This is a genomic window from Euzebyella marina (genome assembly GCF_003687485.1).
Taxonomy (GTDB): Bacteria; Bacteroidota; Bacteroidia; order Flavobacteriales; family Flavobacteriaceae; genus Euzebyella; species Euzebyella marina.
In genome coordinates this window covers 2,003,793-2,029,930 of record NZ_CP032050.1, presented here as the reverse complement: position 1 = coordinate 2,029,930, position 26,138 = coordinate 2,003,793, and the positions used below count along the sequence as shown (strand labels likewise).

Below are 26,138 nucleotides of genomic sequence, written 5' to 3'. Positions count from 1 at the left end.
AACCCTTTAGAATTTAAAATAGACCCTTTTTTAACTCTTCAAAAAATGATTCTATCTATTCTACGGACAAAAAAGGTTCTATACACGCCCAAACAGTATCAAAATTTTCCATAAAGGTAACATGCCCTGTGTTGGGTATAATTGCTAGTTGACTGTTCGGAATCATCTGGTAGGCCGCGATTACCGTGGCCAGTGGCGCATTACGGTCCAGTTCACCAGACAAGACCAAAGTTGAACATTTAATGCTCATGAACAAAGCTTTATCCGCCGCCATAGAATTGTAAAACTGCTCCATATCCCTCCAGAATTGCACTAATCGGTCTGGTTCGGGCATCAGCTTTTTCTTTTGCGTCCAAATTTCATTATTGGGGTCAAAAATGGGGCCATTAAAATTCACGGTACGCAGGCCAGGTGTTTGTTCGCCTGCGCCAATGGCGACCATCTTTTTGACTCGCTCAGGAAATAGGCTTGCCACTTTATAGGCCGTATACGCCCCATCACTAAAACCCAATACGATAACGCTGTCTTGGGTTACCGCATTGATAACGGCCAACACATCGTTGGCCCTACGTTCATAGGTAATGGGCTTGCTGCCAATTTCAGATTTACCATGCCCTCGGGTAGCCATAGCGATTACCTGGTAGTCTTTTTGTAGCCTATCAATAAAATCGGTCATCTCGTCCATATAACCTAAAATGCCACCGTGTAAAATGATTAAGGTTTTACCTTCACCGTACACTTCATAATATAGTTTAGCGTCATCGGCTTGCACATAATGTCCTGCCTTTGGGTTGTTGCCGTAGGGTATTTTGGTGTTTGTTTGAGAATAGCAAAGAGAATTTTCTACCAGTAGGAATGCTAAAACAATAAGTGATTTCATTTTTTATTCTTGAATTACTTTCAAATCTCTAAAATAGCCTTCGGTACCAATATCTACCCAAAGTGCAATAGCGCCTTCTTTAGTGCTTCCTAACATTTCATCAATGACCATGGTGGCATATTCTTCATTATTAAGAAACATTTTTACCTTTTTGTCCTTTATTTCCAAACGCATGGTAATCCACTCGTCTAAAGCAATAGGTGCTGCGGTTTCGTAATCTTTTTTGGTTTCGTTACGTAAAACGTCGAATTTATGGTCCGGGTAGGCGTAATATTGCACTGTACGGTTACGTGCAAATTGACTATCTGATCTACCAACACGGGGTCTTAGGTAAATGGATTCGTAAGCACTATCATCGTCATTGATTCTAAATGCAACCCCAATAAAACCTTGTGCACCTTTAAAAGTGGTGTTGGCCTGAACCCTGCTCAATAATTTTACCTCTATGGTGCCATTTGCCAAAGTAACATTCTTTAGCTTAACATAGGTAGGTTCATCTACAGTAGATCCTAAATTTTTAAGGTCAAATGGCAAAGCTTCTAAATCTCGTTCTACTTTAATAGCCTTTTTTCCCTTTACCTTTTCTATGGAAGCGGTGACATGTTTAAGCTCAAACTCTTGTTTTTTAAAAGTTAAAGATTGTGCATTGATAGCCGTTGCCACAATAAATGATATTGTAGCCAAAATGTATTTTTTCATAATCGATTAAAATAATTTTTCGTTAGGTGGGGTAATCCCGGCCATTCGAATGTAAATAGTTGTTTGTCCTCTATGATGGGTTTGGTGCTCGAACAATTTAGCAAAAGCCTGTGCTTTAGTCATTTTGAATCTTCCGAATAACTGTATGCTTTCTTTTAATTCTGCATCGGTCATTCCGTTCAATCCCTTAATGACAAAATCATACCCATCGGTTACCAATTGGGTTACATTTTCTTTAGAGGTGTCGGTGCTTTTTTCTGATTCTCCCTGACCTATGGGGCTTTCAATTCCTACCGCGGCCGATGTAAACCCGTAATTGGCATCGGTCAAGTGTAGCATTTGCTGCGAAAAAGAGCGAATGTCTTCGGTGGGTTTAAAATCATATTTATCGGCAGGCATGGCTTCTAAATATTCTAAGGTATAGGCCTTTGCCCTTTCCCAATCTTCTATGAGGCTGGATACGGTTTGTGCATGAACTGAGCCAAAAGCGCCCAAAATTAGGGATAGGATTACGAGTGATTTTTTCATGTTGAATACTGTTAGAGGATTAAATTATTTTGATTGATTGTAAGAATAGGTATCGATTTTCCAATAGTTATTTAATTTTTTCAAGATAAACACTTCCCTAAAGTCTTGCGCTAATTTTTGATTTTCCTTTTTCAAAAGGATGGTTCCTTTAGAGGTAGAACGTACAAAGGCATAATCACCAGCAATAACTACATCGGCAATGGTTACTTCTAGGTCAAAATCAATGGTGTTGAATACATAGGTATAATTGCCAATTAGTTCTTCAGTGCCCGTTGCAGTTGGTGCTCCAGTAGGAAGCAGTACCGCTTTTTTGGTAAACTGTTTAACTAATTCATCGATGTTTGAGGCATTCAACGCAGCAAAGTAATCTTTTACGGTTTGTGCTACTTTTTGCTCTTCATTGCTTTGGGCATTGGTCAATACGCTAAATAAAAATAAAGGTGCGATCAAGCTGTTTTTTACAATTTTCTTTCTCATTGTACTCGTGTTTTAATTTTAAAACAAAGGTCTTTGGTAGCAAGGTGTTTTACCCTTAAACTAGTTTAAGAAATCAAATATCATCCACTTTAACCTCTTTGTTCTTGGTGGGGTCAAAGGCTCGTTTAGTAATCTTTAAATCTTTAAAATACCCAATGGTTCCTATGTCAACATACAGCCCTACCCCACCAATCTTATGTTTTCCGAGCATTTTATCTACCACAAAAGTGGAGTATTTAGCATTGTTGATGTACATCTCGGCAAAATCACCGTTTACCTCAATACGCATGGTAATCCATTCTTTAAGGGCTACGGGAGCGGAGCCTTCGTATTTACCAGGGTCAGATTTTCTGAGCATGTCAAACTTGGCGTTCGGATACGAAATGTACTGAACCGCATGGTTTCGGTACTGCTGATTGTTTACGCGACCTACTTTAGGGCGAACGTAAATACCCTCAAAGGCCGAATCATCGGGCTGAATACGAAAATAAACGCCTATAAAACCAGCAATACCGGGGTAAGGCGCAGGGTCTTGTAATTGGCTGTACATTTTAACTTCAATAGAGCCATTTTCAAAATCTTCAAGACCAACTAAACGCGCATAGTGGGGTTCATCTACCGTGGCTTCAATATTATTTTCATCAAAGGGAATAGCTTCTAGTCCCTTTCGATTTTTAAGACTTTATTACCTTCAAATTTGATGATAGACCCCGTTACATTATGTAACTCAAAAGATTGTTTTTTTAGTTTGATTGTTTGTGCTTGGGTTAATACCGCACCACAAAAAAGTGTGAGAATGGAAAGTAAATATTTCATGGAAATGCTTCATTTTTAATTCGCTACAAAAATGAGACACCCATATACTTTCTGCCCTTAAAGTAGTTTAAGAATTTGCATCTAATGTGATGCATAGTCGGTTTTACTTATATCATCTACAGTTCTTGAAAATAAAAAAGGCAATCATCGATTTTATCGCTTTGATTGCCCTTTAGTTCTTTGTAGGTGTCGCCTTTACCAGGATTTACAGCTCTTTAATTTTTAGGTTTCGAAACCAAACAGGGGATGTCCATTCTTGCAAAGTTATATGCCCCTTGGTAGATGCACCGAAATGAGGGAAGTTCTTAAAGCCAGAATTGGCGACATAATCTTTCCATTCTTGCGAATTAAAATCGGCTTTTGCCGTAAGGTTTCCATTCAAGTAGAATTCTATTTTACCATTTTCTTGTATAATTCGAGCCGTGTTCCACTCACCAACGGCTTTCGTAGGTGTTGGGGTTAATTGCGGAGCATAGCCATAAAGACAACCTGATCTCTTTTCTTCGATTGAAAAGTCTTTATTACTGGCATCCAACAATTGATATTCCGGACCGGTAAACCAGGCCTCTTCAAATTCTTCATTTTCATGAACATTCACAAAAACACCGCTGTTACCGCTTTCCGTCATCTTCCATTCAAAGGTAAAATCATAGTTTTCGTAGGATTGATCAGATACCAAATCTCCATGCTCACCATTACCGTTCAAAGGATCACAAGTAAGTATACCATCTATCGCTGCCCAAATTGGCTTAGCATCAACATCATTATACAAATGCCAACCCTCGGTAGTCTCTCCGTCAAATAACAAAGACCACCCTTCCGATTTTTCTTCATCGGTTAATATATTTGGCAGCATGATATTAGATTCTTCAATAACTTCAGTATCTGAATTATTCATAGTCTTTTTATCATTTTTACATGACGCGACAACTAGGAAGAAAACGGACAAAAAATAAAATTTTCTATTCATGAATGTTAAATTATTTAATTGTAATGATTTATAAAAACTTTACTAGCTTTTAATTTCTTTGGTTCAACAACTTTATTTTAAGGCAAAGGCCATCACCGAACCAGAAGGGTTTTCCGTTGTTCCTCCAACGGATATGGAAACATATTGTTTGCCACCTACTTCATAGGTACAAGCCGTGGCATTTGCCATGGCAGGCAGCTCATATTCCCATAAAGTTTGGCCGTTAGATTTATCTATTGCTCTAAGCAGCTTATCTTCTGCCCCACCAATAAAAATTAGTCCGCCAGCAGTGACTATAGGTCCTGATTTTCCCTCAAGTCCTGTTAATGGTGCTCCATCTTTTTGCAATTCCGGATTATTTCCCAAAGGAACTTGCCAGTTATATTCCCCGCTTGATAAATCTAGAGAATGTAGGGTGCCCCAAGGTGGTTTTATGGCAGGGTTACCGCTTTGATCTATCCAAGTAGTGTATCCAGAAATATTATAGTATTCAATTTTGTCATTTTGGGAAGTGGAAGCCGCTTCTTCAGAAATTACCCTGTCTTCTTCCTCATATAAAAATGCCAATAACGATTCAATTTCATCATCGGTCAAAGCCCTAGAAAAGCCAGGCATTTGACCAACGCCCCCGGTAATTTTTGTTTTGGCTATTTCTTTTGAAAGTCTTGATTTAACGTTGGTTAGTTCAGGAAAAACCGCGCCATTACCTTGACGGTTGGCGCCATGGCAAGCGGCACAATAGTTCTTATACAAATTGCCACCCTGTTCAATGGTTGACGTAGCCTTAATTTTTGCCGGGTCTCTTTCTACTATGGTAATCAGTTCGGCAACATCCATAGAGCGGATATATAAGGTATTGGTTTCCTTATCAAAAGCCGCTCCGCCCCATTGGGCACCACCACGGGTACCGGGTATCATAACGGTTCCTTTTAAATCTGGCGGAGTGTACATACCCTCATACCTAAGTGAATCGAACTGTTTTTGAAGCGCTAGATTATTTTCAGCTGAGACATCATTTAAATCTTCAACCGTCATATATTGTCGTGCAAACGGTAGAGGCCTTGTTGGAAAGGGTTGTGTGGGCCATGCTTTTTCCCCTGGCATAAATGATTCCGGTACCGACTTTTCTTCTATGGGAAAAATGGGCTCGCCTGTGTCACGATCCAATACGAAAACAAACCCTTGTTTAGTAATCTGCGCCACTGCATCTATATCTATTCCATCTTTTTTTAAGGTAACCAAGTTAGGTGGTGCGGGTAGGTCATAGTCCCACAAATCGTGATGCACCGTCTGGTAGTGCCAAACATAATCTCCTGTTGCTGCATCTAAGGCTAAGACGCAATTACCATAAAGATTTTGCCCCAATCTATCGGCCCCATAAAAATCATAAGAAGGTGAACCCAGAGAAGCGAAGACCAACCCTCTTTTAGTATCTACACTCATTCCTGCCCAATTATTTGCACCACCAGCAGTTTTGTAGGCTTCTTTTGGCCAAGTTTCATAACCTGGCTCACCCGGCTTAGGTATGGTATGAAATGTCCAAGTTAACTCACCGGTGATTACATTATAGGCTCTTATATAACCGGGAGGAGAGCCATAAAGATCTTCTAACCTACCTCCTACAATATAAAGGTCTTCATAAATTACCCCCGGAGAAGTCAGGGCAGTAAACAGATCAGAAGGATCATCCCTCAGACCTATTCGCAAATCAACCGCTCCGTTTTTACCAAAGTCGGTAATAGGTTTTCCATCTTCCGCATTAACAGCTATCAATGTAGGGCCCGCCCCGAATAGAATACGACTATCGCCATTTTTCTCCCAATAGGCAACCCCACGAACGGTACCTCCGCCTTGTTGGCCATTAAAAGGGTCGAATTGCCAAATTTGCTTACCGGTGGCCGCATCAAGGGCATATAAAATGGCCTTTGCGGACATCGTGTACATCACCCCTTTTACAACAATTGGGGTACATTGGCTTAAACCAGCCCTAGAACCATCTGGCATATCGTTCATATTAAAAGACCAAGCTAATTCTATGTCTTTAACATTATCAACCTTTATCTGTTCAGCCCCAGAATAATTTGAACTTTCCAGGTCTCCTCTATGAGTGAACCACTGTTCTTTTGAATTACTGGTTTGATTTGAGTTACAACTCAAGAAAAATACGGTTGTAAGTGTTAGTATGGTAAGATAGATTTTTGAGTGGCCCATTATTTAAATTTTAAAGTCATTTTCAAAATTAAATGGATATGATAAGCCATATATATAATAATCAAACCAAGAACTTTGAAAATAAAACTATTCTCTTCTATATTCCTGTGGAGTTTGACCTATGTGCCTTTTAAAAAATGAACTAAAATAATTTGACTGAATAAAACCTAAGGCAAGAGCTATTTCAGAAATTGTCCAGTCTGTTTGTTTCAAAAGTGCAACAGCTTCTTTAATAATCCGTTCTGCGATGAGATGACTCGTCGTTTTACCTGTTGTATCCTTAACCATTCTATTAAGGTAATTAACATGAACAGAAATACACTCGGCAAAGTCACTGGCACTGACCAATTTTATAGGCTTTAATGGACTTACAACAGGAAACTGTTCTTCCAGTAAATCAAAAAAGCGCGATGTAATTCTAATAGGTGCTTTTTGATAAGGCTTAAAATTTAGGGTGTCATCTATTTTAATCGATTCATGAATCAATAAGTTAATATGAGACCTAAGTACATCATTCTTAAATTTGTATGTGCTTGACTGTTCATGTAACATATTTTGGAAAATAGAAGCAATTTTATCTTTTTGTTCTATAGTGAGCTTTACAGCAGGTGCTGCCCCGATTTTGAACAAAGGGGTTTTCTGCATAATGCTGACCCGGTGGCCGGGATACAAAAATTCTTCCAAAAAGTAACAGGCATAACCTTCCCACTTTTCTGAAAGAACTTCTGAAGAATAGGGAATATATGGTGTAGAAAAGCGCAGGTAGGTTCCATCAAGATGAATTTTTTCATGAGCTTGATTTATCAGTGCTTTTCCCGTTACCAAAGCAATCTTATAAAAACCTTTACGAGAATAATTCAAAAACCCTTTGGCATGAGGTTGAATCTCTATCACTATAGCTCCTTTTCTTTTTAAATTGTTCAGAAAATTTGTTGACGGGGCAGAATTGGTTTTGCTCATACCGTTAAAGTATAAAAATCAAACTTATTTTCAATCCCTCATGTGTATTTGATTTATACCGACTTTTAACAGGCTTACCCTAATCAGACTTTACCATCTCTTTCCTGATCATACTTAAAAATTCAGGAGTAATTCCCAAATACGAAGCGATTTGGGTGTTGGGTAATCTATAGGCCAATTTGGGGTATTGCTCTAAAAAAGCCAAATACCGTTGATGAGCGGTTGAGCTTATCGTATGAAACACCCGGTTCTGTAGCTCAACATATTTTTCCTCGGTAATCACCTTAAAGATTCTATCTAACTTTTGAATGTTTATATAAAGAAAATAGAGATCTTGTTGGGCTATCTGAATAATTTCAGAAGACTCTAAGGCCTGTATATTGGACACTCCCGGCTTTGTAGCATGAAAACTCGTAATATCCGAAATCCATTCATTCTCCCCGGCAAAGAGAATATTGTGTTCTTTACCTTCTTCATCTAAAACAAATAGTCTTAATATGCCCTTTACCACAAAGGTGTAGTATTTACAGACTTCGCCCGTTTGCAGAATGAATTCCCTTCTTTTAACCGCTTTATGCGTAATTCTGCTTTTTATCAAACTTTTTTCATCTTCCTCAAAGGGTAAATAAGACTCAAAATGGGCTAATAGGGCTTCAGCATTCATTTTCGGGAAAATCTTTTATTGAAGATAAAGAAATTCGGTTAGATGAGATTTTCGGTGCGGGTAGGCAGTGATACACTGAATAGCTTCTTAGGGCATAATTAAGGGTATATTTCTAATGTGATACCCACAAGTTAATATTCAAAAATGAACCTTATCAAATCATTTTGTTTAGCGGTCATTTCTCATATATCCCAAAAAATGATGGAAATCCTTCTAGAGTAGAAGATAAAACCTCGTAATGGGCTCTCAGAAGCACCCCGTAGCATACTACTCCAAAAACACTTGTAAATCAACATCTTAAATAACTTTATCTCCTAGTAAAATTCATTACAACAGCCTTTCCCAAAGAATTATGTCACCATTTTAACTACTTGGCAAAAACTAGATTCATCGAATCATTTACTTAAACAATATCCATAAACAAAAGTTAAACTTTTAATTAATAATAGTATTACTATTAATTTTGCGCTTCTCAACTACACAAATGATGGACCATCTTTTAAAATCTTTAAAAATTCAAATCAACGAAGGGCTGTACATAAAGGATCCCGAGACGAGCGATTTAGGCAAACGAATCGTAAAAGAAAGCATATTGCTTATCGATGAAATCGGCTTTGAGCATTTTACATTTAAAAAACTAGGGGTAAAAATAGCCAGTAACGAAAGTTCAATTTACCGGTATTTTGAGAACAAACATAAGTTGCTGTTATACCTTACTTCTTGGCATTGGGGCTGGTTAGAATGCCAGTTGGTTTTTGGCACCAATAACATGCCCAACGTGAAAGAAAAGCTAAAAAAAGCCATTAAGATCGTTACATGGCCCGTAAAGTTCGACGCCACTTACTCGCATATAGACGAGGTGAAGTTGAACAACATAGTAGTAAACGAATATTCAAAATCATATTTGACAAAAGAAGTAGATAGCGAGAATCGAGAGGGTTATTTCGCCATTTACAAAAGATTGATCAATCGCCTGAGCTCAATGATATTAGAGGTAGATGAGAGTTACCCTTTTCCTAAAAGTTTGGCAAGCAATGTTCTTGAAGGGTCTTTGCACCAACGCTTTCTTAAAAGCCATTTTCCCTCATTGACCAATTGCAGCGAAAAACAGGGTCCGAATTCATTTTTTGATGATTTGGTCTTTAAATCACTAAACATATAATTGCATGGCCAAAAATGTACTTACCGCTTGGCAGCGCCTCATCGGGCTTCTTAAATTAGACAAGCGCGATGTTTATCAAACTTTTTATTATGCCATTTTTGCCGGTCTGGTCAATTTATCACTCCCGGTAGGTATTCAGGCCATTATCAACCTAATACAAGGTGCTAAAGTAAGCACCTCTTGGATCATTCTGGTCGTTTTGGTAACAGGTGGCGTGGCCTTTGGCGGGCTTTTACAGATAATGCAGATACGTATTATTGAGAATCTTCAGCAAAAAATATTTGTGCGATCGTCCTTCGATTTTACCTATAGGTTTCCAAAAATAAAAATGAGCGAGTTAAGAGATTATTACCCCCCGGAACTTGCCAATCGTTTTTTTGATACGCTAAACGTTCAGAAGGGTTTGTCAAAAATATTATTGGACTTTCCGGCATCGATACTTCAGATTCTATTCGGTCTCATATTGCTCTCATTTTACCATCCTTTCTTTATCATCTACGGGCTATTGCTCATTTTATTGATTTATGTGGTATTCAAATTTACCGCTCAAAAGGGTATGGACACCAGCTTAGATGAGTCTAAACTCAAGTATAAGGTCGCCCATTGGATACAAGAAGTAGCCCGTTCATTGGTAAGCTTCAAATTATCGGGCAAAACGGCGCATGCTGTATCGAAAAACGACCTTTTGGTTGCCGATTATCTTGAAGCACGTGAGAACCACTTTAGAGTTTTGCTGTTACAGTTTATTCAAATGATTGGTTTCAAGGTTTTGGTTACCGCGGGTCTTCTTTTGATCGGGGGGCTTTTAGTACTTAATCAAGAAATGAACATCGGGCAGTTCGTAGCGGCTGAAATCATTATTCTTTTGGTAATCACCTCTGTGGAAAAGCTTATTAGGGGCCTTGAAACGTTTTATGACCTTTTGACCTCTTTAGAAAAAATGGGGCAAGTGGTCGATAAAGACCTTGAAGATCAAGACGGTGACCAACCTATCAACCCTGCGGAAGATATGACCGTTGAGTTGGATAATGTTTCTTTAAGTGTTTCGGGTGGAAAGACCATATTGGAAGATATGTCGCTAAAAATAGAACCACACAGTTCGATTATGATTACCGGACCGAACGGTGCCGGAAAATCGACCTTGCTTCGCATGATTGCCGGTATTACCGAGCCGACCGGAGGAAATATTTATGTGAACGATATTTCGCTAAACGGAGTCAATTACAATCATTACCGGGCACTTTTAGGGCAGTCGCTTACTGAAGAGACTCCTTTTGAGGGAACCATTTGGGAAAATATCACTTTCGGTGATAAAACCATCCCCCAAAAAGACCTTCATTGGGCATTGGACAAAGTGGGGCTTTTACAATTCGTGAAAGAACAACCCTTAGGTCTGAAGACCATCATTTATCCCGAGGGGAAACAAATACCGCATACCGTGGCCAAAAAGATTGTCTTGGCAAGAAGTATCGTTCGCAGACCTAAAATATTGCTATTAAAAGACCCTCTAAATCTTTTCGATAAGTTGGAAGCTACCCGGATTATGGACTTCCTGACCGAAAAAGAAAATCCATGGGCATTGGTGGTAGCCAGTCAAGACGACAGATGGTTAGAACGCTGCCAGACCGTCGTGACCATGGAAAGAGGAAAAATTGTATCGATAAAATAAAAAGCCATGCTCAATATATCTAAAAATCCACTGAACAAAACAGTACACTTGACGGGCTTTAAATCGACCGAGCGGGTATTTCACCAAAGGCATTACAAGCATTTGAACCGGTTTCTTCTCGGATCGGCCATTTTCGGAATCATTGTTTTGCTTCTACCATGGACACAAAATGTTCGCGGAAATGGTTATTTGACAACCCTTAGCCCTGAGCACAGACCTCAAACCATTCAATCGCCAATTCCTGGAAAAATTGAAAAATGGTACGTGAACGAAGGTGATTATGTTCAAAAGGGAGATACCGTCTTATTCATATCCGAAGTGAAAAATGAATACATGGATCCCAAACTGGTTGAACGTACAGGAGAGCAAATCAAGGCAAAAAGTCTATCGGTACAATCATACCAAGGCAAAGTAAATGCTTTGAGGCAGCAAATTTCGGCATTAAGGCAAGAGCGCGAACTTAAACTTGAACAGTCAAAGAACAAGTTGACACAATCAAGGTTGAAGGTGAAAAGTGATAGTATCGACCTAATTGCTGCACAAACCAATATCGACATTGCCGAGCGACAATACGATCGAGTTGTTCAATTGCAAGAAGAAGGGTTGAAGGCTGTGAAAGATGTCGAGGAAAAAAGATTAAAACTTCAAGAAACCCAAGCCAAATTGATTTCACAAGAAAATAAATTACTGGCTTCTAAAAATGAAGTTATCAATGCAGAAATGGAAATCAATCGTCTCAGAGCTTCCTATGCCGATAAAATAGCTAAATCTGAGAGTGACATGTATACGGCCCAATCAAATCAATACGATTCTGAGGCCCAGGTCAGCAAACTTGAAAATCAATATTCCAATTACGACATCCGTAGCTCTCTTCATTACATCAGGGCCCCTCAAAGTGGTTACATCAACAAAGCAATCAAGTCAGGTGTCGGCGAAACCTTTAAAGAGGGTGAACAACTGGTCAATATCATGCCGGCAGATTTTGATATTGGTGTGGAAACCTACGTGGACCCTATCGATTTACCGTTAATTCATGTAGGTGGTGAGGTACGTATTTTGTTCGATGGATGGCCGGCTATTGTTTTTAGCGGATGGCCCAATACTTCATACGGTACTTTTGGAGGTAAAGTGGTTGCCGTAGAAACCTTCATCAGTCAAAATGGCAAATACAGGGTGTTGCTAGCTCCTGACCCCGAAGACAGGGCTTGGCCGAAAGATTTAAGGGTAGGATCCGGTGCCAATACCATTGCACTTCTTGACGATGTTCCGATATGGTACGAAATCTGGAGACAGTTAAGTGGTTTTCCACCGAACTATTACCAACCTGCCAACGCAACGGATAAAACTAAAAAGTAATGCGAATAAAAATTCTCTTTATATTCTTTTTAGTCGCCTTCAGCATGTCTGGTCAAGAACCCCAGACCGTCTTAAAGTTCAATGAGTATTTGGCCTTTGTCAAAAAATTTCATCCCGTAGCGAGACAGGCCGAGCTCACCATAGACTCTGGACAAGCCGAATTGATGAAATCACGAGGTGCATTTGATCCTAAAATTGAGGTCGATTATAATAAAAAGCTTTTCAAGGGAACGGAGTACTACGAAAAGCTGAATTCAACCTTTAAAATTCCGGTATGGTATGGTATCGATTTTAAGGCCAAGTACGACCAGAACGAAGGTGAGTATTTAAACCCTATGGACAATGTTCCTGAAGATGGTCTATACAGCGCCGGGGTAACCGTGTCCGTCGGTCAAGGTCTTTGGATGAACGACAGAATGGCAACTTTAAAAAAGGCCAAGATTTTTAGGGAGCAATCGAAGGTAGATCGCGACCTGCAGGTCAACCAAATACTTTATGAGGCATCAATGGCCTACTTTAAATGGCTTCAAGCCTATCGCGACCAACAAACGTTCAGTCAGTTTTTATCAAATGCCGAGATTCGTTTTGAGAGTATAAGAACTAGTGCACTCTCTGGCGAACTTGCCGCCATCGACACGGTAGAGGCAAAGATAACGGTTCAGGACAGGCAACTTCGATTAGAACAATCAAAAATTAGTTTGATCCATGCATCACTTGAGCTCTCTTCTTTTTTGTGGTTGGATAATGTACCGGTCGAACTGCAACCTGAAGTCGTTCCCGACATTCAAATAGATGGCATAGTGGACACTACGTTGGAGATTGCCGGAAAACCACTCGACAGTTTTCCTATGGAAAACCATCCGAAACTAAGGTCTTTAGATTTCAAAGTTCAGAGTTTGGTAGTAGATAAACGACTTAAAACCAATAAGCTGCTACCAAAAATCGATTTGGAGTATAACTTTTTGACGGAAACACCGGAATACATCAATTCTTTTCAAGACGATGCTTATAAAGCAGGTCTTTCATTCAGTCTGCCGTTGTTTTTAAGAAAGGAAAGAGGTGACCTTAAATTGGCCAAAATAAAATTACAGTACGCCCGATTAGATTATGATAATGCGGAAATAAAGATTCGGAATAAAATTGTCGGGCTATATCAAGAGTTAGATTCTTATGAAACGCAGCAACTACTGATGGGCGATATGGTCGATAATTACGAACGAATGTTATCCGCCGAAGAGCGCAAATTCATGTTGGGAGAAAGCTCGCTATTTTTAGTCAATTCGAGAGAAAGTAAATTAATCGATGCTACCCTAAAACGTAACGAAATTCAAAATAAATTCTATTCGGCCAAAGCCAAACTGTTCAACTCTATTGGTCAGGCACCTCAGAATTTATAAAAAGTGCTATTGTTAGTTCTTACATCGCAAGAAAAATACGTGTAAATTCTAAGAATAGCATACCAAAAATAAGTGCTGAGTAGATTAGGTAATTATATTATCCCCCTTTGATAAGTAAGAAATCTACAGGTTTTTAAAGTTTACCTCCCATTTTATCTTTGAAGATAGATTTTATGACCGCCACTTCTTTCTTGAACTGCAAATCGGTTCGAGTCGCAAAATAGAGCGTATTATCGACGGTTACATCACCTTTCCAAATCACCTTGATTTGCTTAGACTCAAGCTCATTTTCAACCAAAAAATCAGGAACTACAGCCAAACCTTCTTTACCACTTAAACTACGTATAATAGAACTGATATTAGGTAAAATAAAGTTTGGTTTAAAATCGGGTCTTCTCTTAAAATTGTCGAACCAAAATCGTATGAAATGTTCCATTTCATTTGAGGCACTATACCAGGTATTGTTTTTTAAAGTTTCTTCGATTTTGGCTTTTTGCTTATCACCTAAAGCACTTTCAATTTCTGGAATTTTTGTTTTTGAACCGGCCACCAAAATGATGGTCTCTTTTGAAAATGGTTCGTACTCTACCAAGGTTGATCGGTTGTTGATGCGAGGGGTAATGACCAAATCTAACAAACCGTTGTTCAAATCTTTGATTAAATCTTGATGGTTGCCGAATTTAGCCACCAGATTGAAATTGAACTGGGCGATTTCTGGTTCAAGAATGGCTTGAAAAGTTTCCGTACACATACCAATATGTACCGAAGGCACCTGCTCTTTTGAAGTTTTTTTAAAGTGCTGCTCGGCCCTACCAAGCTTTTCCAACGGTTCTAATACAAAATTATACAGTTGCTTACCCTCTTCGGTAGGTATCATTTTACGAGAAGTACGCTCAAAGAGCTTTCGACCCACGTAGGCCTCCAAAGCATTCAAATGCAAACTCACCCCAGGTTGAGATGTGTATAACGATTTGGCAGCCTTTGTCAAGGTATGGTTTTCATAAATAGCGACAAAAGTGCGATACCATTCTAAGTTAACCATACTATTATTTTTATAATACAAATGTATAATTTATATTATTTTAATAATGAATAGTCTCGTGTTAATTTTGCTTCAAATTAGAAACAAATCGATATGACACGAATTCTTATAATCAATGGCGGACATCAATTCGCACACTCACCAGGTCTATTTAACAAAACGCTTCTTAATGAAGATGTCAATTACTTTAATGGTTTAGATGAGTATGAAATTAAGACCACTCAGGTAGATGAGGCTTATGACACTTTAGGAGAAGTCGAAAAGTTGAAATGGGCCGATGTAATTATTTATCATACGCCTGTTTGGTGGTTTCAAATACCCTTTAAATTCAAAGAATATCTTGATAAAGTTCTTACGGAAGGGCATCAGAAAGGCATATACCACAGCGATGGTAGAACCCGAAAAAATCCGGCTATTAATTATGGAACAGGAGGCCAACTGAACGGCAGAAAATATTTACTAACCACCAGCTGGAACGCGCCACAGGAAGCTTTTGAATGGAAAGGTGAGTTCTTCGACCAGACCAGTGTCGATAAAGGCGTTCTTTTCGGTTTTCACAAAATGAACCAGTTTATTGGTTTAGAACATCTTGACTCTTTACACTTTCACGACATGGAAAAAAATGCAGATGTTCCCAAAGAACTTAGTCGCTACAAGTCTTTTTTAAATCATCATTTTAAAAAAGAGCTCATTGCACAATAAATAAAAACCACCTCACGGTGGTTTTTTATATCTACTTTGTCTAAAAGTTTATAAATCAAAGGGTTCGCGCCATACTGCGATAGGCTGGAAAGTAGTCGCAAGTTTTGAAGACGTTCGTTTTCAAAGTACTATCGAAGCTCTTATTAGAAAGTTGCTCATAAACCTCTTTATTTACCACATACTTCCATAAATAGAACGGTCGAAAATCTTTTGAAAAGCTTGACTTAAAGTAAAAAAGTGAGTCTTCACTACCAGATTTTCCTCCTCCCAAATTAAAATACGTATAACCTTGTTGGGTGGCTATAATTCGCATCTCATCTATGAGCAGTTTCAAAGGGTTTAGATGTAAGTAATCAGTTTTACTACCAGAAAGATGGTATTGTACAACGTTTTGCGTCTTTACAAAAATAGCTCCCGAAATAATCTCTTCGGTCTCATTATGTACCACCAATAAGAGTTGCGTGTTGAATTTTCCCTTTTTTAGAAGGTCAATGAAGTATTGCTCATCAAAAAAATAGGTTTTCTCAGCCCCTACCCTTAACATGTTTTCGTTGTACATCGCAGCAAATTCCCGAATATGCTGTGTGGTAGTTGCTTCAATGACGCCACACTCTCTTCTAGCCTTATTAATATAAGTCTTAAGCCTTTTGTTGAATCTTGAACGCTGTTCATCCAACGTTTGGGTCAAATCGATATTCACCACCAAGTTATGAAAGCAAATTTCCCCCAGATCTTTTAATGTATGAGACTGACCATCTATATAAGGGTGCAATCTTGAAAAGACCGATATCACCTTATGCTTGAACAAAAATTGATGTAATTCGTTTTTGAAAGCACTTTGTTCAAAATAGCTCCCTCTTTTTTCAATAGGCCCAGCATAACCGTAAACCGAAGTAGCATCATAATAATCGGTTCCAGAAATTTTTCGAAAAATCAAAGGTAGGGCAATTAGCGTGTCCCCCTCTGTATACTTTATCAGCGCGGGTATATCGTTGTTCTTTGCTAAAAGACGGTGGTACTCATAAGTGTGATAGAAGTCAAACTTGCCGATGCTTTCAATCACTTGGTTCCACCCTTTTTTGTCAGTAAATGTTTCTATCATAGGATAGCATGTACCGGTTAAATTAATTATGTTCACTTCTTTCGGTAGTCGACCGAAAGTATTGGGGCAGCTCTAAATATTAAAAAAAGGCACTGCCTAACTTTTGGCAGATAAATTTTCTTGAAAGTGCAAGGAACTCAAATACGAGGTATGATATCGGAGGTAATTCATCAAAATAGTGGTTAAGGTTTGGATTCTGTTTGGCCTTGAATTTAGGTCTTTTTTTTCAGATTTAGGAATTTATCAATGTTAAAATGGATTTTAATGCAAAAAACACCGATGAACGAACCAAAAAATGATTTTTATTCAATACTAAAATGAATGAATGTCCTAAATAAAATGGTTTCTCAACACTCTATTTTATCAAAAATTAGGCCAAAAAAGAATGTTTAAAATTTGAAATTAAGTAGCTTTTAAGAACTTAACCTTGAGTATTTTATAACCAAAAAATCCTGTAATCCCTCCAATTAAAGATCCAAAAGGTATGGTAACAAAAAGGAAAATCCATCCAACGGCGACATACCCTCCTCCGCTGGCCGCTCTTTCGGCCTCTTGCCCATCTAAATATTGACAAATCCAAAAAAGACCATAAAAGCCAAGAATACCACCTAGAATTACCCCAACAAATATCAGGGTCAACATTATTAAAATTCTGAAAGTTTTGTTCATTTTGAGTTGCACTACTCTACAATTAACGCAAAATATGCTAGCCCATTGTATCTACAAACAGCCTGAAGTTCTTAACCTAATACTGAATTTCTATTTAAGAGGTCAAGACAAGAGCTACATCAAATTGCTATTACTCAAGGTGATTTTTAAAGATCCGACACAACTACAAAAATTTTACTTCCTTTTAACGCCAAAAGACCCTTTCAAGCAGTACAGTACAGGATGGTATTTCTTCCATTTTGAAGTAATATAGTACTTGAAAGGAGTGATACCCTTTTGAGTTGTTTGAGTTAGTTTAATTGAAAGGGACGAATGTTGTTTTTTGTCCCTTTTTTTCCAATATAAATTCGCCTTTGCAAACTTCCAAACCTATCTCATTACCCATTCTAACCCGCCAACCTAAACATAGAAATCCCGACCCAAATACGAAATAATCGTTATCAGGTCGGGATTTTACTTTAAGTTAGTTTGGTCTTTTAAAGACCGGTATCTTGCCAGCTTTTCGAGTTGGCAGAATTGATAACCGCTTCACAAACTTTTTGGGTCATCATGGCATTTTTAAAGGTAGGCTCACAAGGCTTTCCTTCTTGTAGACTTTTCAAGAAGTCGGCCACCTGATGAACGAAAGAATGCTCATAACCAATAGAAGTTCCAGGAATCCACCAACGATCCATATAGGGTTGGTCGCCATCGGTTATCAATATTTTTTTCCATCCGCGAACGATTCCCTCGTCTGCATGGTCGAACATTTCCAAGTAATTCATATTGTGAAGATCCCATCTTAAAGAGGCATGCTCTCCGTTAATCTCCAACGTATATAACGCTTTATGGCCACGGGCATACCGTGTAGCCTCAAAAAGCCCCAGTGAACCGTTTTCGAAATGACAGTGAAAGATACAGGCATCATCAATACCGACCTTCTGCTTTTCACCCGTACCTTGGTGTACCCTTTCTTTAATGAATGTTTCGGTAACCGCCGATACATCTTTAATAGGTCCGTTCAACCACATGGCCCCATCAATACAATGTGCCAATAAATCACCTGTTACCCCTGAACCCGCAGCATCTACATCTAAACGCCAAAGCGCTTCGCCCCCCTGTGGCAAATCAGGACTGATAGTCCAATCTTGCAAGAAATTGGCCCTGTAGTGAAAAATCTTACCCAATTTTCCTGAATCGATAATATTCTTTATCAACGTAACTGCAGGAATTCTGCGATAGTTATAGAAAACCGTATTTGGCACTCCGGCTTTTTCAATGGCATCGACCATAGGTTGTGCCTCTTCTACCGTGCGGGCCAATGGCTTTTCACACAGCACCATTTTACCGGCCTCGGCGGCCGCTATGGCAATATCGGCGTGCATATCGTTTGGGGTACATATATCGATAGCATCAACATCGTCTCGTTTGATTACCTCTTTCCAATCTGTTTCGTACGATTCGTAACCCCATTGTTCGGCAAAGGCCTTTACTTTAGATTCGGTACGTGAGCATACCACTTTCATTACGGGATTATATTCCAATTCAGGGAAAAAATCACGAATACGATTGTAACCGTTACTATGGGTTCTGGCCATCAGGCCCGTACCTATCATCGCTATGCGCAGTTCTTTCTTTTGTGCCATTATTCTTTAGTTTTTAATTTAAGTTGTAGTTAAAATTCATTTACAAGAGAGGTCGTAAAACTTCCTCGATATAAATACCGTCTTTAGCGGTCACCCCATCAGGGTTTACGATGGCCTCATCACATTCATCTTCAACAATGATCCAACCTTCAAAACCGCTCTCTTTTAGGTATTTGGTGATGCCCTCAAAATCGATAATGCCTTCACCCATTTGCGCCCACTTACCGTTCTCGAACATGTCTTTGTAGTGTACACAGTTGACTATATCTCTATATTCTTTAATGACCTTAAGGGGGTCCATTCCACCTTTTGCCATGTGACCCACATCCGGGGTGTATTTAATCACCTTACTATCCAACCCATTGAGCAAAATCTTATAATCTTCTTCAGTTCGGTAAATGGAGCCCATAGGGGAGTTGGGGTGATAAGAACAGGTAATTCCCTCACCTGCGGCCCTGGTGGCTATCTCGTTCACACAACTCAAAAGGTTCTGCTGGCGTTCTACCAGATTTTCACGGTCGCCACCGGGCATTTGAACCAAAAGCAAAATCGCCTCCGGAAAATAATTCATGAATTCGATCCACTGATCGGCATTGCGCTTTTCTTCAGCGGTCTCCTTAGGATTTCTCCAATCTTCTACATGACATAGAACCGATAGTTCGATATTATTTTTATCCAGTGCCTCTTTGAACACCCGGGGGTCTGTAAAACCGTTCATAAAACCCGTGTCGGGCTCTATGCTTTTAAAACCGGCCTTGGACATTACACCTAGAATATGCTCCAATTTATTTTTATAAGCATCACCGGACATGGCCCAAGTGTACGTTTCACATCCTATTTTTATTTTTCCCATTTTCTATTCTTTTCCCAATCAATAATTCATATTCAACCAATTCAGTACTCGGGTATTGAAATCATCAATTTTTTCCCAATGGAAGGCATGGCCCGCGTCTTCATATAGGTGCAGTTCACTGTTTGGTATACCGCTAGCCACCTCTTTGGCCATCCATTCAGGAGTAAACTGATCTTCTTTACCACCAATAACCAAAGCAGGAACTTTAATATCCGGTAATTGGTCAACCACCTCATGAGACATACAAGCATACGCTTGCCCTTCTAAACCATGCAGTGGTTGCTGCACTTGAGCAAAAGCAGCCTCTTTCTGGCCTTGCATGAGGCCCTCGTATTCTTGATCATCATCCCAAGTAGATTTATGGAAAATCAGTAACTGAATGAAGTTTGAAAACTGTTCAGGCCGCAAATGGGCCTTGGCATGCATCATGTGGGTAAAAATCGCTTTTGCTTTGCGGTCACAGCTTGCCCAAGGGCACATTAAAACCATTGCTTCAACCATTTGAGGGTGTCTAATAGCCACTTGCAAGGCGATAGCACCCCCCATTGAAACACCCACCACTGCTGCATTTTCTATATTCAAGGCTTTTAGCAACCCTGCAGAATCATCGGCCATTTGAGCAGTAGTGTATGCTCCTTCAGGTTTGTCGGAGAGGCCTACTCCCCTATTATCAAAAAGAATACAGCGGTAGTTCTTTTCCCAAAAAGAGACATGCTTTTCCCAAACCGAATGGTCTGCAGTTATGCCCATGATGAGCAAAAGGGGTTTACCTTTTCCTCTTTCTTGATAATGTAGCCTGATTCCGTTGACGGTCGTATAGGGCATTATTGATTCGATTTTATTAGTGTTTCAGCTTAGCTCCATCCGTGCATATCGCGCACCTCTACTAATTTGGCAAGAATATCGTTCCAGGTCTGCTGTTTCATCATGACGTCGTTATCGAACATACATCCGTCCCAACAGATATGCTGAAAAGCTTTGGTCAGGTTTCCACTGCCATCGCGCAACCAATAACCGGCATCTTTTGCGACATCCAACTTACCATTTGGATCAGTGGCCAAACAGTGTCTACCAGTTTTATCATGAGATCCTGTACCATGAACGGTACCATCGTTTTGGGCCACATGAAAATCGATGGTCCATGGTCTTAGGGCATCGGTTACGGTCTTCAGTCCATTTTCCAAGGTAGCACGGTCAGACCAATCAAAATCTTTTGGTAAAATTCGATGCTCAGGTGCGTTATAACCCAGTAGATATAATAATGTGTGCGACATATCGGCTTGAAAACCGATGTTCGGCCGATCGACGGCCTCTAGGGTCTCTACCATCGTTTTCCAGCTGTGCATACCGCCCCAACAAATCTCGCCTTCGGCAGCCAACTTTTCATCATAGTCGGCAGCGACGTCACAAGCAGCCCTAAAAGTATCGGCCACCAACTTGGTGTTTTTGGCAGGATCTTGCGCCCATTGCTCGGGGCCGGAAGCAGAGTCAATTCGAATAACACCATACTGGCGTACCCCATGCTCTCTTAAAACCTTTCCGAAATGACAAGATTTGCGAACCATTTCTACAAAGGTTTTTCTATCTTCATCAGAACCTAGTGTCGGCCCTCCCCAAATAGGAGCTACCAAACTACCTACGTTCAAACCATGGCCCGCAATTTTATCGGCCAATCTTTTTATGTCATCATCGCCCATATCGATATTGATATGCGGATCTAACAGACCGATATCGACACCGTCAAATTTGTTACCGTCAACTTCTGCCGCGGCAGTCATTTCAAGCATTGTATCAAAAGGAATGACCGGTTGCGAATCTGGACCTTTACCCACAATTCCCGGCCATGTGGCGTTATGTAGTTTTGGAAAAGTATTACTCATCTTCTCTATATTTTAGTGTTCTACTTAATTTTCTTTTAGTCGAGTTGTAAATCAGGATTTTCAGGACCAAAATGCTTTAACATCACAATCGGGTCTGTAGCGCTCTCATTCGTAATGATAATACCCTCCTTTGCGGCACTCTCTGTTACGAAGTACTCATCATGGGTCAATTGCCCATAACGGATTAATGAAGGAGTTTCAATATCCCAAACACCCATTTTACCGTGGCCCTGCATCATGATCATACCATAACAGGCACTATCTTTGATGGTTACCGTTTGACCTGGGAGTATGGTCAATTCTTTGGCACTAAAAGCATCGGATCGATAACAGATCCATTTATCAATATAACCTTTAGCTTCCATTTCTTCAAGAGGTTCTACCGGAACAGGAGCCATAAACCTAGTTTCAAGCATATTGGGGTCTGTGTTGAGCTCCCAATCGATTACTTCCATTAGTTGGTCATAATCTCCTTTACGATCTTCAGGTGTACCTTTCCACAATAATTCCTCCGGTATAATGGCTTCGTTCACCAATGACTGGTACATAGCAAAAACGTCGGAGGCCTTTTGTGGCTCATAAGTACACATACTACCTGGGGCATGAAGCATTCCCGGAGGTACATCCCAACCGGTACCAGGCTCTAACCTAAATGCCGAAGAGTAATTGGTAATCTTATTATCACCTTTGGTAAAATTTTTCAAGCACTCTTTGATCTGCTCTTTGGTCGTACCGGGGGTTATTCCAAAAAAGGTATAGGGAAAATCACCACCATGGTTGTTCACTTGCGGAGGAAAATAATACGCTTCCGGTTTTCCCTTTTGGCCAACTTTGGCCGCATGCTCATCATTGTGATGAATGTGATGCGGTAAAGGACCCATGTTATCAAAGAATTTTGAGTACATAGGCCAGCTTTTATATTCGTTCCAAAGCCTGTCACCTATAATTTCTCCTTTTAGTTCGTCGATTACATCTTTTAAGAGTATTTGAACCTCTTCGCCCCCATCTTCAAGAACAACGTGGCTCAAACCTTCATTCTTTCCTGTCAGTGGGCCATTTTCGGCTGGTGTGGTAGAAGAGAACCAACGCTCATCGATACCCCCGCGTTCACCGCCTAACACATAATAATCGTCTGGGTGAAGTTTTATTCTTCTTCCGGGAACACAAAATGATCTTGGTACCCAAGTTGGCGTCAAGCGCAAAATTCCCTTGCCTTGTTCCAGTGCTTTTTCAGCCAATGTTGCCATATTACTCTCTGTTTAAAAAGGTTTAGTTTAAATTGAATTAATAAATTTTTCTATTTCTTTTTCTTGCAAAACCTCTATTTGCAAATCATACATTTTTCTTTCATTGGGCTCCAAATAAATCAAGCTTCCTTCTTCTCTGGCCTTTTTTTGGCCTATCGGCGGATTGGTGGCCGGCTCCATGGCCGTCACGTACTCGTTTTCTCCCCAATGTTGCCAATTGACCAGCCATGGTAATTGTTCTTTCTGAAATTGAAGCCCCACCAGTAAATTCAGTTGTTCATTATAAATTCCGCATCGGGAGACCCCAGCATCATCAGCCTTGATATCAATAAAAGCAACATCTTCACCTGTACCGGAATGGGCTTTCAATGGTGGGGGACAGACCCTAAAATCGTTACCATCTTTAAATACTTTCTTATCGGTGTCTGGGTTAGGCGATTTCCAATCACCATTCCAAAGCAATTTCGTACCCTCATCAACCAAAGGCCAACCAAAGTTGACATGGTATAATAGCATGTGCGGAACTCTACTATTGCCCCTATTGACCACCTCATCTTGAATGTTGATTTTGGCTTCACCCAATCTTCCAGAGATGGTTCTTCTCAACTCTAATGAAGGGCCAAAAACTTGCGTTTCTTTTATAACCCCTGTAATACTCATTTCTAACTCACCATTTGCAGGGTCGGGCTGAACGATTGAAATTACTTCGGCCGGGGTATTACTGATTCGACCGTGCACCCCTCTATGCCCATTTTCATCTTCTTCAGGGCCGCCCACATGTGAAAGTCCACAGGTGGTGACCAGACCTCCTACAAAATTTCTTAGCCAACCGATACCGTGGTCCGAAAATCGATCAGGCGGCAATACGCCAGCATGACTCAACCATGCAAGACTATATTGGTTGTAAAAAGCATCGGCAACATCCATCGCTCGATCAAGAAGCACCTTATAACGTAGACCGGTACCCGTGTTGATCCAAGCGATGCGTGATCCTCTTCCCAGACCATTGTCCAGAACCGAAGTTTCAATTCCGCCCATCTGGGCAACATTACCCACTTTTCCTTTTGCCTGTGCTATATATGCCGATTCTATCATAAATCTATCTCACAATTTGGAGCACCCAATGATTAAAGTTCTTTGATTCTTATATTTCTGTACTCTACTTTCATTGGAGGACCGACATGAACTTGCACACCTAAGTGACCCGCGTCTTTTCTGTTAACGGCATCTTCATCGGTCACATCGCTCATAAGGATGCCATTTACGTAATGCTGCAAGTGGTTTCCATTGATGACCAGGTGTACTTCGTTCCAATCTTCATGCTTGATTTTTGTTTTTAGCGAGTCTGATTCTCCTAAAGAATCTACCACTTCCCTACTTTGCCAACAATTGCGCTGCACATTGGCGCTAAGTGATCCTGGCTCATCAGGATTGTCTTGTGTGTTGATAATGACTTTTTCACCACGATACGCTAAAGTGGCCCTTTTCTTTTCCTCATAGTTTTGCCCGGTGTACCGAATTTTGCCATCTATATCGGCCTGATAGCCTCGAAGGGCATGAGGTATCGTATCTATCTTATCACTTCTATAATTGATTCCGCTGTTTCCCGAATCGGCAATTTTGAATTCAAGCTTCAATTCGAAATCTGACGGTTGTCCGCCTTGCCAAACAATAAATGTGTTATTTTCTAATAGGGTTTCAGGAGTCACTTGACCGACCAAGCTACCATCTTGTACGCTCCAATAAGTTGGGTCACCCTCCCATCCTTCTAAAGTTTCGCCATCAAAAATCTGTACAAAACCATCTTTGTCAGCTTTCACTTCGGTCGTTTCTTCTTCAACAACCGTTTCTTTTTCTTTCTTTGTTTCTTTACAAGACTGAATGGCCAATGCCGCCAACAGCATATAAAGACCAAGTCTAATATTCATTTTTTTCATCTTTTATTTCTTTAGTGTTTTTGTTCTTTTAGTTCGTTGTTAAGCTCTTTGTTGAAATACACCGTTAGACCATCTTTGCCGGGAACCACAATATCTGGTCGCCCATCTTCATTGAGGTCGATTACCTCAAAAGAGACACCCGTACCTTTTCCTTCGCCATAAACCCCGAAATCGATTACCTGTTTACTGAAACTCTCGCCGTTCCAACGAAAGTAATACAGCCCAATGGGGTCATAACCTCCAGGGTCGTTACCGTTATGTGCCTTGTAACGCTTGCCAGTAACGAGTTCTTCGACACCGTCACCATCAAGGTCGGCCATTTCCATAGTGTGGTATTGGGAATTGAAAGGGTCAATTGGATGTTTTGACCACTCTCTTGAACCTTTCTTTTTATTACCTATAGATTGTTCATACCAATGCAAACCATAACCATGCCCCTGCCCCACTATCAAATCATTAAGACCGTCACCGTTCACATCTGTAACCAACATGGGTACACTGGTAGTACCTAATTGAAATTCTTCATGCAAAACCCACTCTTCATTGAAAATATCTTCGGGCGCTTCTAGCCAGCCGTGCGGAACAACAATGTCACCTCTACCATCGCCATTCAGGTCTCCATAACCCAAACCGTGACCTTGCTTTTCAGCAATGGTCTTTACTTCGAATTTTCCGTTCTGCCAGAAAACTATACGCAAAGCATCATTGGGTGTGTTGGGAACTATTTCTAACACGCCGTCGCCATTCATATCCCAAGCTCGGGTAGATTCAATATTACCCACTTCGGCAATTAAATGTTCAGGCCATTCTTCTGATCCGTTGTTTTCCTTCCAGACCAATTTCTTCTCGAACCAGCCGCCCGTAATAAAATCCGTCTTTCCATCTGAATTAACATCAAAAGGAATGGTTGAAAAATGATCGTAATATTCACCAAATCGCTTAGGCCCACCCACGGAGTGCCGTTTGGCAAATAAAGGCCCTTCATACCAGAAAGCTCCTGAAACAATATCTAAGGCCCCGTCATTATTGACATCGAAAACCCCCACCGATTCATAACTCTCAGTAGCAATTTGCTTCTTTTCAAATACGATGGTCTGAGGAAGTACTGGTTCCGTAACCGGTTCTTTTTGACACCATATGGGGGCCGAGCACAATACTAGACCCGGAAATATGGCATAAAACCTGTATGGCGAGCATACAGGTTTTAGCCTACTTTTAATACTGATTATCAGATTTTCAGAAAAATTTTCAAATCCAATCATGCTCATTGCAAAAGGCAATTCTAATTATTC

Annotated in this window: 25 protein-coding genes; 5 read left to right on the top strand and 20 right to left on the bottom strand. The window is 40.1% G+C overall.

The window, feature by feature from the left end; genetic code table 11:
* Positions 1-55: 55 nt before the first annotated feature.
* The 9 genes from D1013_RS08480 to D1013_RS08440 all read right to left on the bottom strand — a co-directional run bounded on the left by D1013_RS08480 (position 56) and on the right by D1013_RS08440 (position 8,205).
* Positions 56-880 (bottom strand): alpha/beta fold hydrolase, encoded by an 825-nt coding sequence (locus tag D1013_RS08480; RefSeq protein WP_121848420.1) that lies wholly within the window; start codon positions 878-880, stop codon positions 56-58.
* A 3-nt stretch (positions 881-883) separates the two neighbouring features.
* Positions 884-1,579, bottom strand: a complete 696-nt coding sequence (locus D1013_RS08475; protein WP_121848419.1) for a 3-keto-alpha-glucoside-1,2-lyase-like domain-containing protein — start codon at positions 1,577-1,579, stop codon at positions 884-886.
* 6 nt (positions 1,580-1,585) lie between these two features.
* Complete coding sequence (locus D1013_RS08470; RefSeq protein WP_121848418.1) at positions 1,586-2,107, bottom strand: DinB family protein; 522 nt, start codon at positions 2,105-2,107, stop codon at positions 1,586-1,588.
* Positions 2,108-2,131: 24 nt separating this feature from the next.
* Positions 2,132-2,584 carry a YybH family protein gene (locus tag D1013_RS08465; protein ID WP_121848417.1) on the bottom strand — a complete coding sequence of 151 codons (453 nt, stop codon included), beginning with the start codon at positions 2,582-2,584 and terminating at the stop codon, positions 2,132-2,134.
* A gap of 73 nt (positions 2,585-2,657) precedes the next feature.
* A complete protein-coding gene (locus tag D1013_RS08460; RefSeq protein WP_121848416.1) occupies positions 2,658-3,134 on the bottom strand; it encodes a hypothetical protein in 477 nt (158 codons plus the stop codon).
* Between the two features lie 471 nt (positions 3,135-3,605).
* On the bottom strand, positions 3,606-4,298 hold the full coding sequence (locus D1013_RS08455) for a 3-keto-disaccharide hydrolase (protein ID WP_225621513.1): 693 nt from the start codon (positions 4,296-4,298) through the stop codon (positions 3,606-3,608).
* Between the two features lie 144 nt (positions 4,299-4,442).
* Positions 4,443-6,581, bottom strand: a complete 2,139-nt coding sequence (locus D1013_RS08450; RefSeq protein ID WP_121848414.1) for an outer membrane protein assembly factor BamB family protein — start codon at positions 6,579-6,581, stop codon at positions 4,443-4,445.
* Between the two features lie 87 nt (positions 6,582-6,668).
* Positions 6,669-7,541, bottom strand: coding sequence for a helix-turn-helix domain-containing protein (locus tag D1013_RS08445; RefSeq protein WP_121848413.1), 873 nt, complete (start codon positions 7,539-7,541; stop codon positions 6,669-6,671).
* Between the two features lie 79 nt (positions 7,542-7,620).
* Positions 7,621-8,205: a Crp/Fnr family transcriptional regulator gene (locus tag D1013_RS08440; protein ID WP_121848412.1), complete on the bottom strand. Its 585-nt coding sequence runs from the start codon at positions 8,203-8,205 to the stop codon at positions 7,621-7,623.
* Between the two features lie 487 nt (positions 8,206-8,692).
* On the opposite strand from D1013_RS08440, the gene D1013_RS08435 reads away from it, so the two are divergent.
* Genes D1013_RS08435 through D1013_RS08420 form a run of 4 tightly spaced genes read left to right on the top strand, consistent with a single transcriptional unit; the run spans position 8,693 to position 13,789 of the window.
* Positions 8,693-9,367 carry a TetR/AcrR family transcriptional regulator gene (locus tag D1013_RS08435; RefSeq protein ID WP_121850664.1) on the top strand — a complete coding sequence of 225 codons (675 nt, stop codon included), beginning with the start codon at positions 8,693-8,695 and terminating at the stop codon, positions 9,365-9,367.
* Between the two features lie 4 nt (positions 9,368-9,371).
* The gene (locus D1013_RS08430; RefSeq protein ID WP_121848411.1) at positions 9,372-11,036 is read left to right on the top strand and encodes a peptidase domain-containing ABC transporter; all 1,665 of its coding nucleotides are present in this window, start codon (positions 9,372-9,374) and stop codon (positions 11,034-11,036) included.
* 6 nt (positions 11,037-11,042) lie between these two features.
* A complete protein-coding gene (locus D1013_RS08425; protein WP_121848410.1) occupies positions 11,043-12,392 on the top strand; it encodes an HlyD family secretion protein in 1,350 nt (449 codons plus the stop codon).
* The gene (locus D1013_RS08420) at positions 12,392-13,789 is read left to right on the top strand and encodes a TolC family protein (protein WP_121848409.1); all 1,398 of its coding nucleotides are present in this window, start codon (positions 12,392-12,394) and stop codon (positions 13,787-13,789) included. The genes D1013_RS08425 and D1013_RS08420 overlap by 1 nt, the downstream gene beginning before the upstream one ends.
* A gap of 133 nt (positions 13,790-13,922) precedes the next feature.
* On the opposite strand, the gene D1013_RS08415 is transcribed toward D1013_RS08420, so the two are convergent.
* Positions 13,923-14,831: a LysR family transcriptional regulator gene (locus tag D1013_RS08415; RefSeq protein WP_121848408.1), complete on the bottom strand. Its 909-nt coding sequence runs from the start codon at positions 14,829-14,831 to the stop codon at positions 13,923-13,925.
* A 93-nt stretch (positions 14,832-14,924) separates the two neighbouring features.
* Here D1013_RS08415 and D1013_RS08410 point away from each other — a divergent pair, with 93 nt between their 5' ends.
* A complete protein-coding gene (locus D1013_RS08410) occupies positions 14,925-15,533 on the top strand; it encodes an NAD(P)H-dependent oxidoreductase (RefSeq protein WP_121848407.1) in 609 nt (202 codons plus the stop codon).
* 55 nt (positions 15,534-15,588) lie between these two features.
* On the opposite strand, the gene D1013_RS08405 is transcribed toward D1013_RS08410, so the two are convergent.
* From D1013_RS08405 to D1013_RS08355, 10 genes are all read right to left on the bottom strand, one after another.
* Positions 15,589-16,635 (bottom strand): lipid II:glycine glycyltransferase FemX, encoded by a 1,047-nt coding sequence (locus tag D1013_RS08405; protein WP_121848406.1) that lies wholly within the window; start codon positions 16,633-16,635, stop codon positions 15,589-15,591.
* 402 nt (positions 16,636-17,037) lie between these two features.
* Complete coding sequence (locus D1013_RS08400; RefSeq protein WP_121848405.1) at positions 17,038-17,304, bottom strand: hypothetical protein; 267 nt, start codon at positions 17,302-17,304, stop codon at positions 17,038-17,040.
* A gap of 476 nt (positions 17,305-17,780) precedes the next feature.
* Complete coding sequence (locus D1013_RS08390) at positions 17,781-18,929, bottom strand: Gfo/Idh/MocA family protein (RefSeq protein ID WP_121848403.1); 1,149 nt, start codon at positions 18,927-18,929, stop codon at positions 17,781-17,783.
* Positions 18,930-18,969: 40 nt separating this feature from the next.
* Entirely contained in the window at positions 18,970-19,782 is an 813-nt protein-coding gene (locus D1013_RS08385; RefSeq protein ID WP_121848402.1) for a sugar phosphate isomerase/epimerase family protein, read from the bottom strand.
* Between the two features lie 18 nt (positions 19,783-19,800).
* Positions 19,801-20,607 (bottom strand): alpha/beta fold hydrolase, encoded by an 807-nt coding sequence (locus tag D1013_RS08380; protein ID WP_121848401.1) that lies wholly within the window; start codon positions 20,605-20,607, stop codon positions 19,801-19,803.
* 29 nt (positions 20,608-20,636) lie between these two features.
* Positions 20,637-21,662, bottom strand: a complete 1,026-nt coding sequence (locus D1013_RS08375) for a sugar phosphate isomerase/epimerase family protein (protein ID WP_121848400.1) — start codon at positions 21,660-21,662, stop codon at positions 20,637-20,639.
* A gap of 35 nt (positions 21,663-21,697) precedes the next feature.
* Entirely contained in the window at positions 21,698-22,909 is a 1,212-nt protein-coding gene (locus tag D1013_RS08370) for a class I mannose-6-phosphate isomerase (RefSeq protein ID WP_121848399.1), read from the bottom strand.
* 27 nt (positions 22,910-22,936) lie between these two features.
* The gene (locus D1013_RS08365; RefSeq protein WP_121848398.1) at positions 22,937-24,004 is read right to left on the bottom strand and encodes an aldose 1-epimerase family protein; all 1,068 of its coding nucleotides are present in this window, start codon (positions 24,002-24,004) and stop codon (positions 22,937-22,939) included.
* Positions 24,005-24,036: 32 nt separating this feature from the next.
* Positions 24,037-24,837 (bottom strand): 3-keto-disaccharide hydrolase, encoded by an 801-nt coding sequence (locus tag D1013_RS08360; RefSeq protein ID WP_225621512.1) that lies wholly within the window; start codon positions 24,835-24,837, stop codon positions 24,037-24,039.
* 20 nt (positions 24,838-24,857) lie between these two features.
* On the bottom strand, positions 24,858-26,114 hold the full coding sequence (locus tag D1013_RS08355; RefSeq protein WP_205601283.1) for an FG-GAP repeat domain-containing protein: 1,257 nt from the start codon (positions 26,112-26,114) through the stop codon (positions 24,858-24,860).
* Between the last annotated feature and the right edge of the window lie 24 nt (positions 26,115-26,138).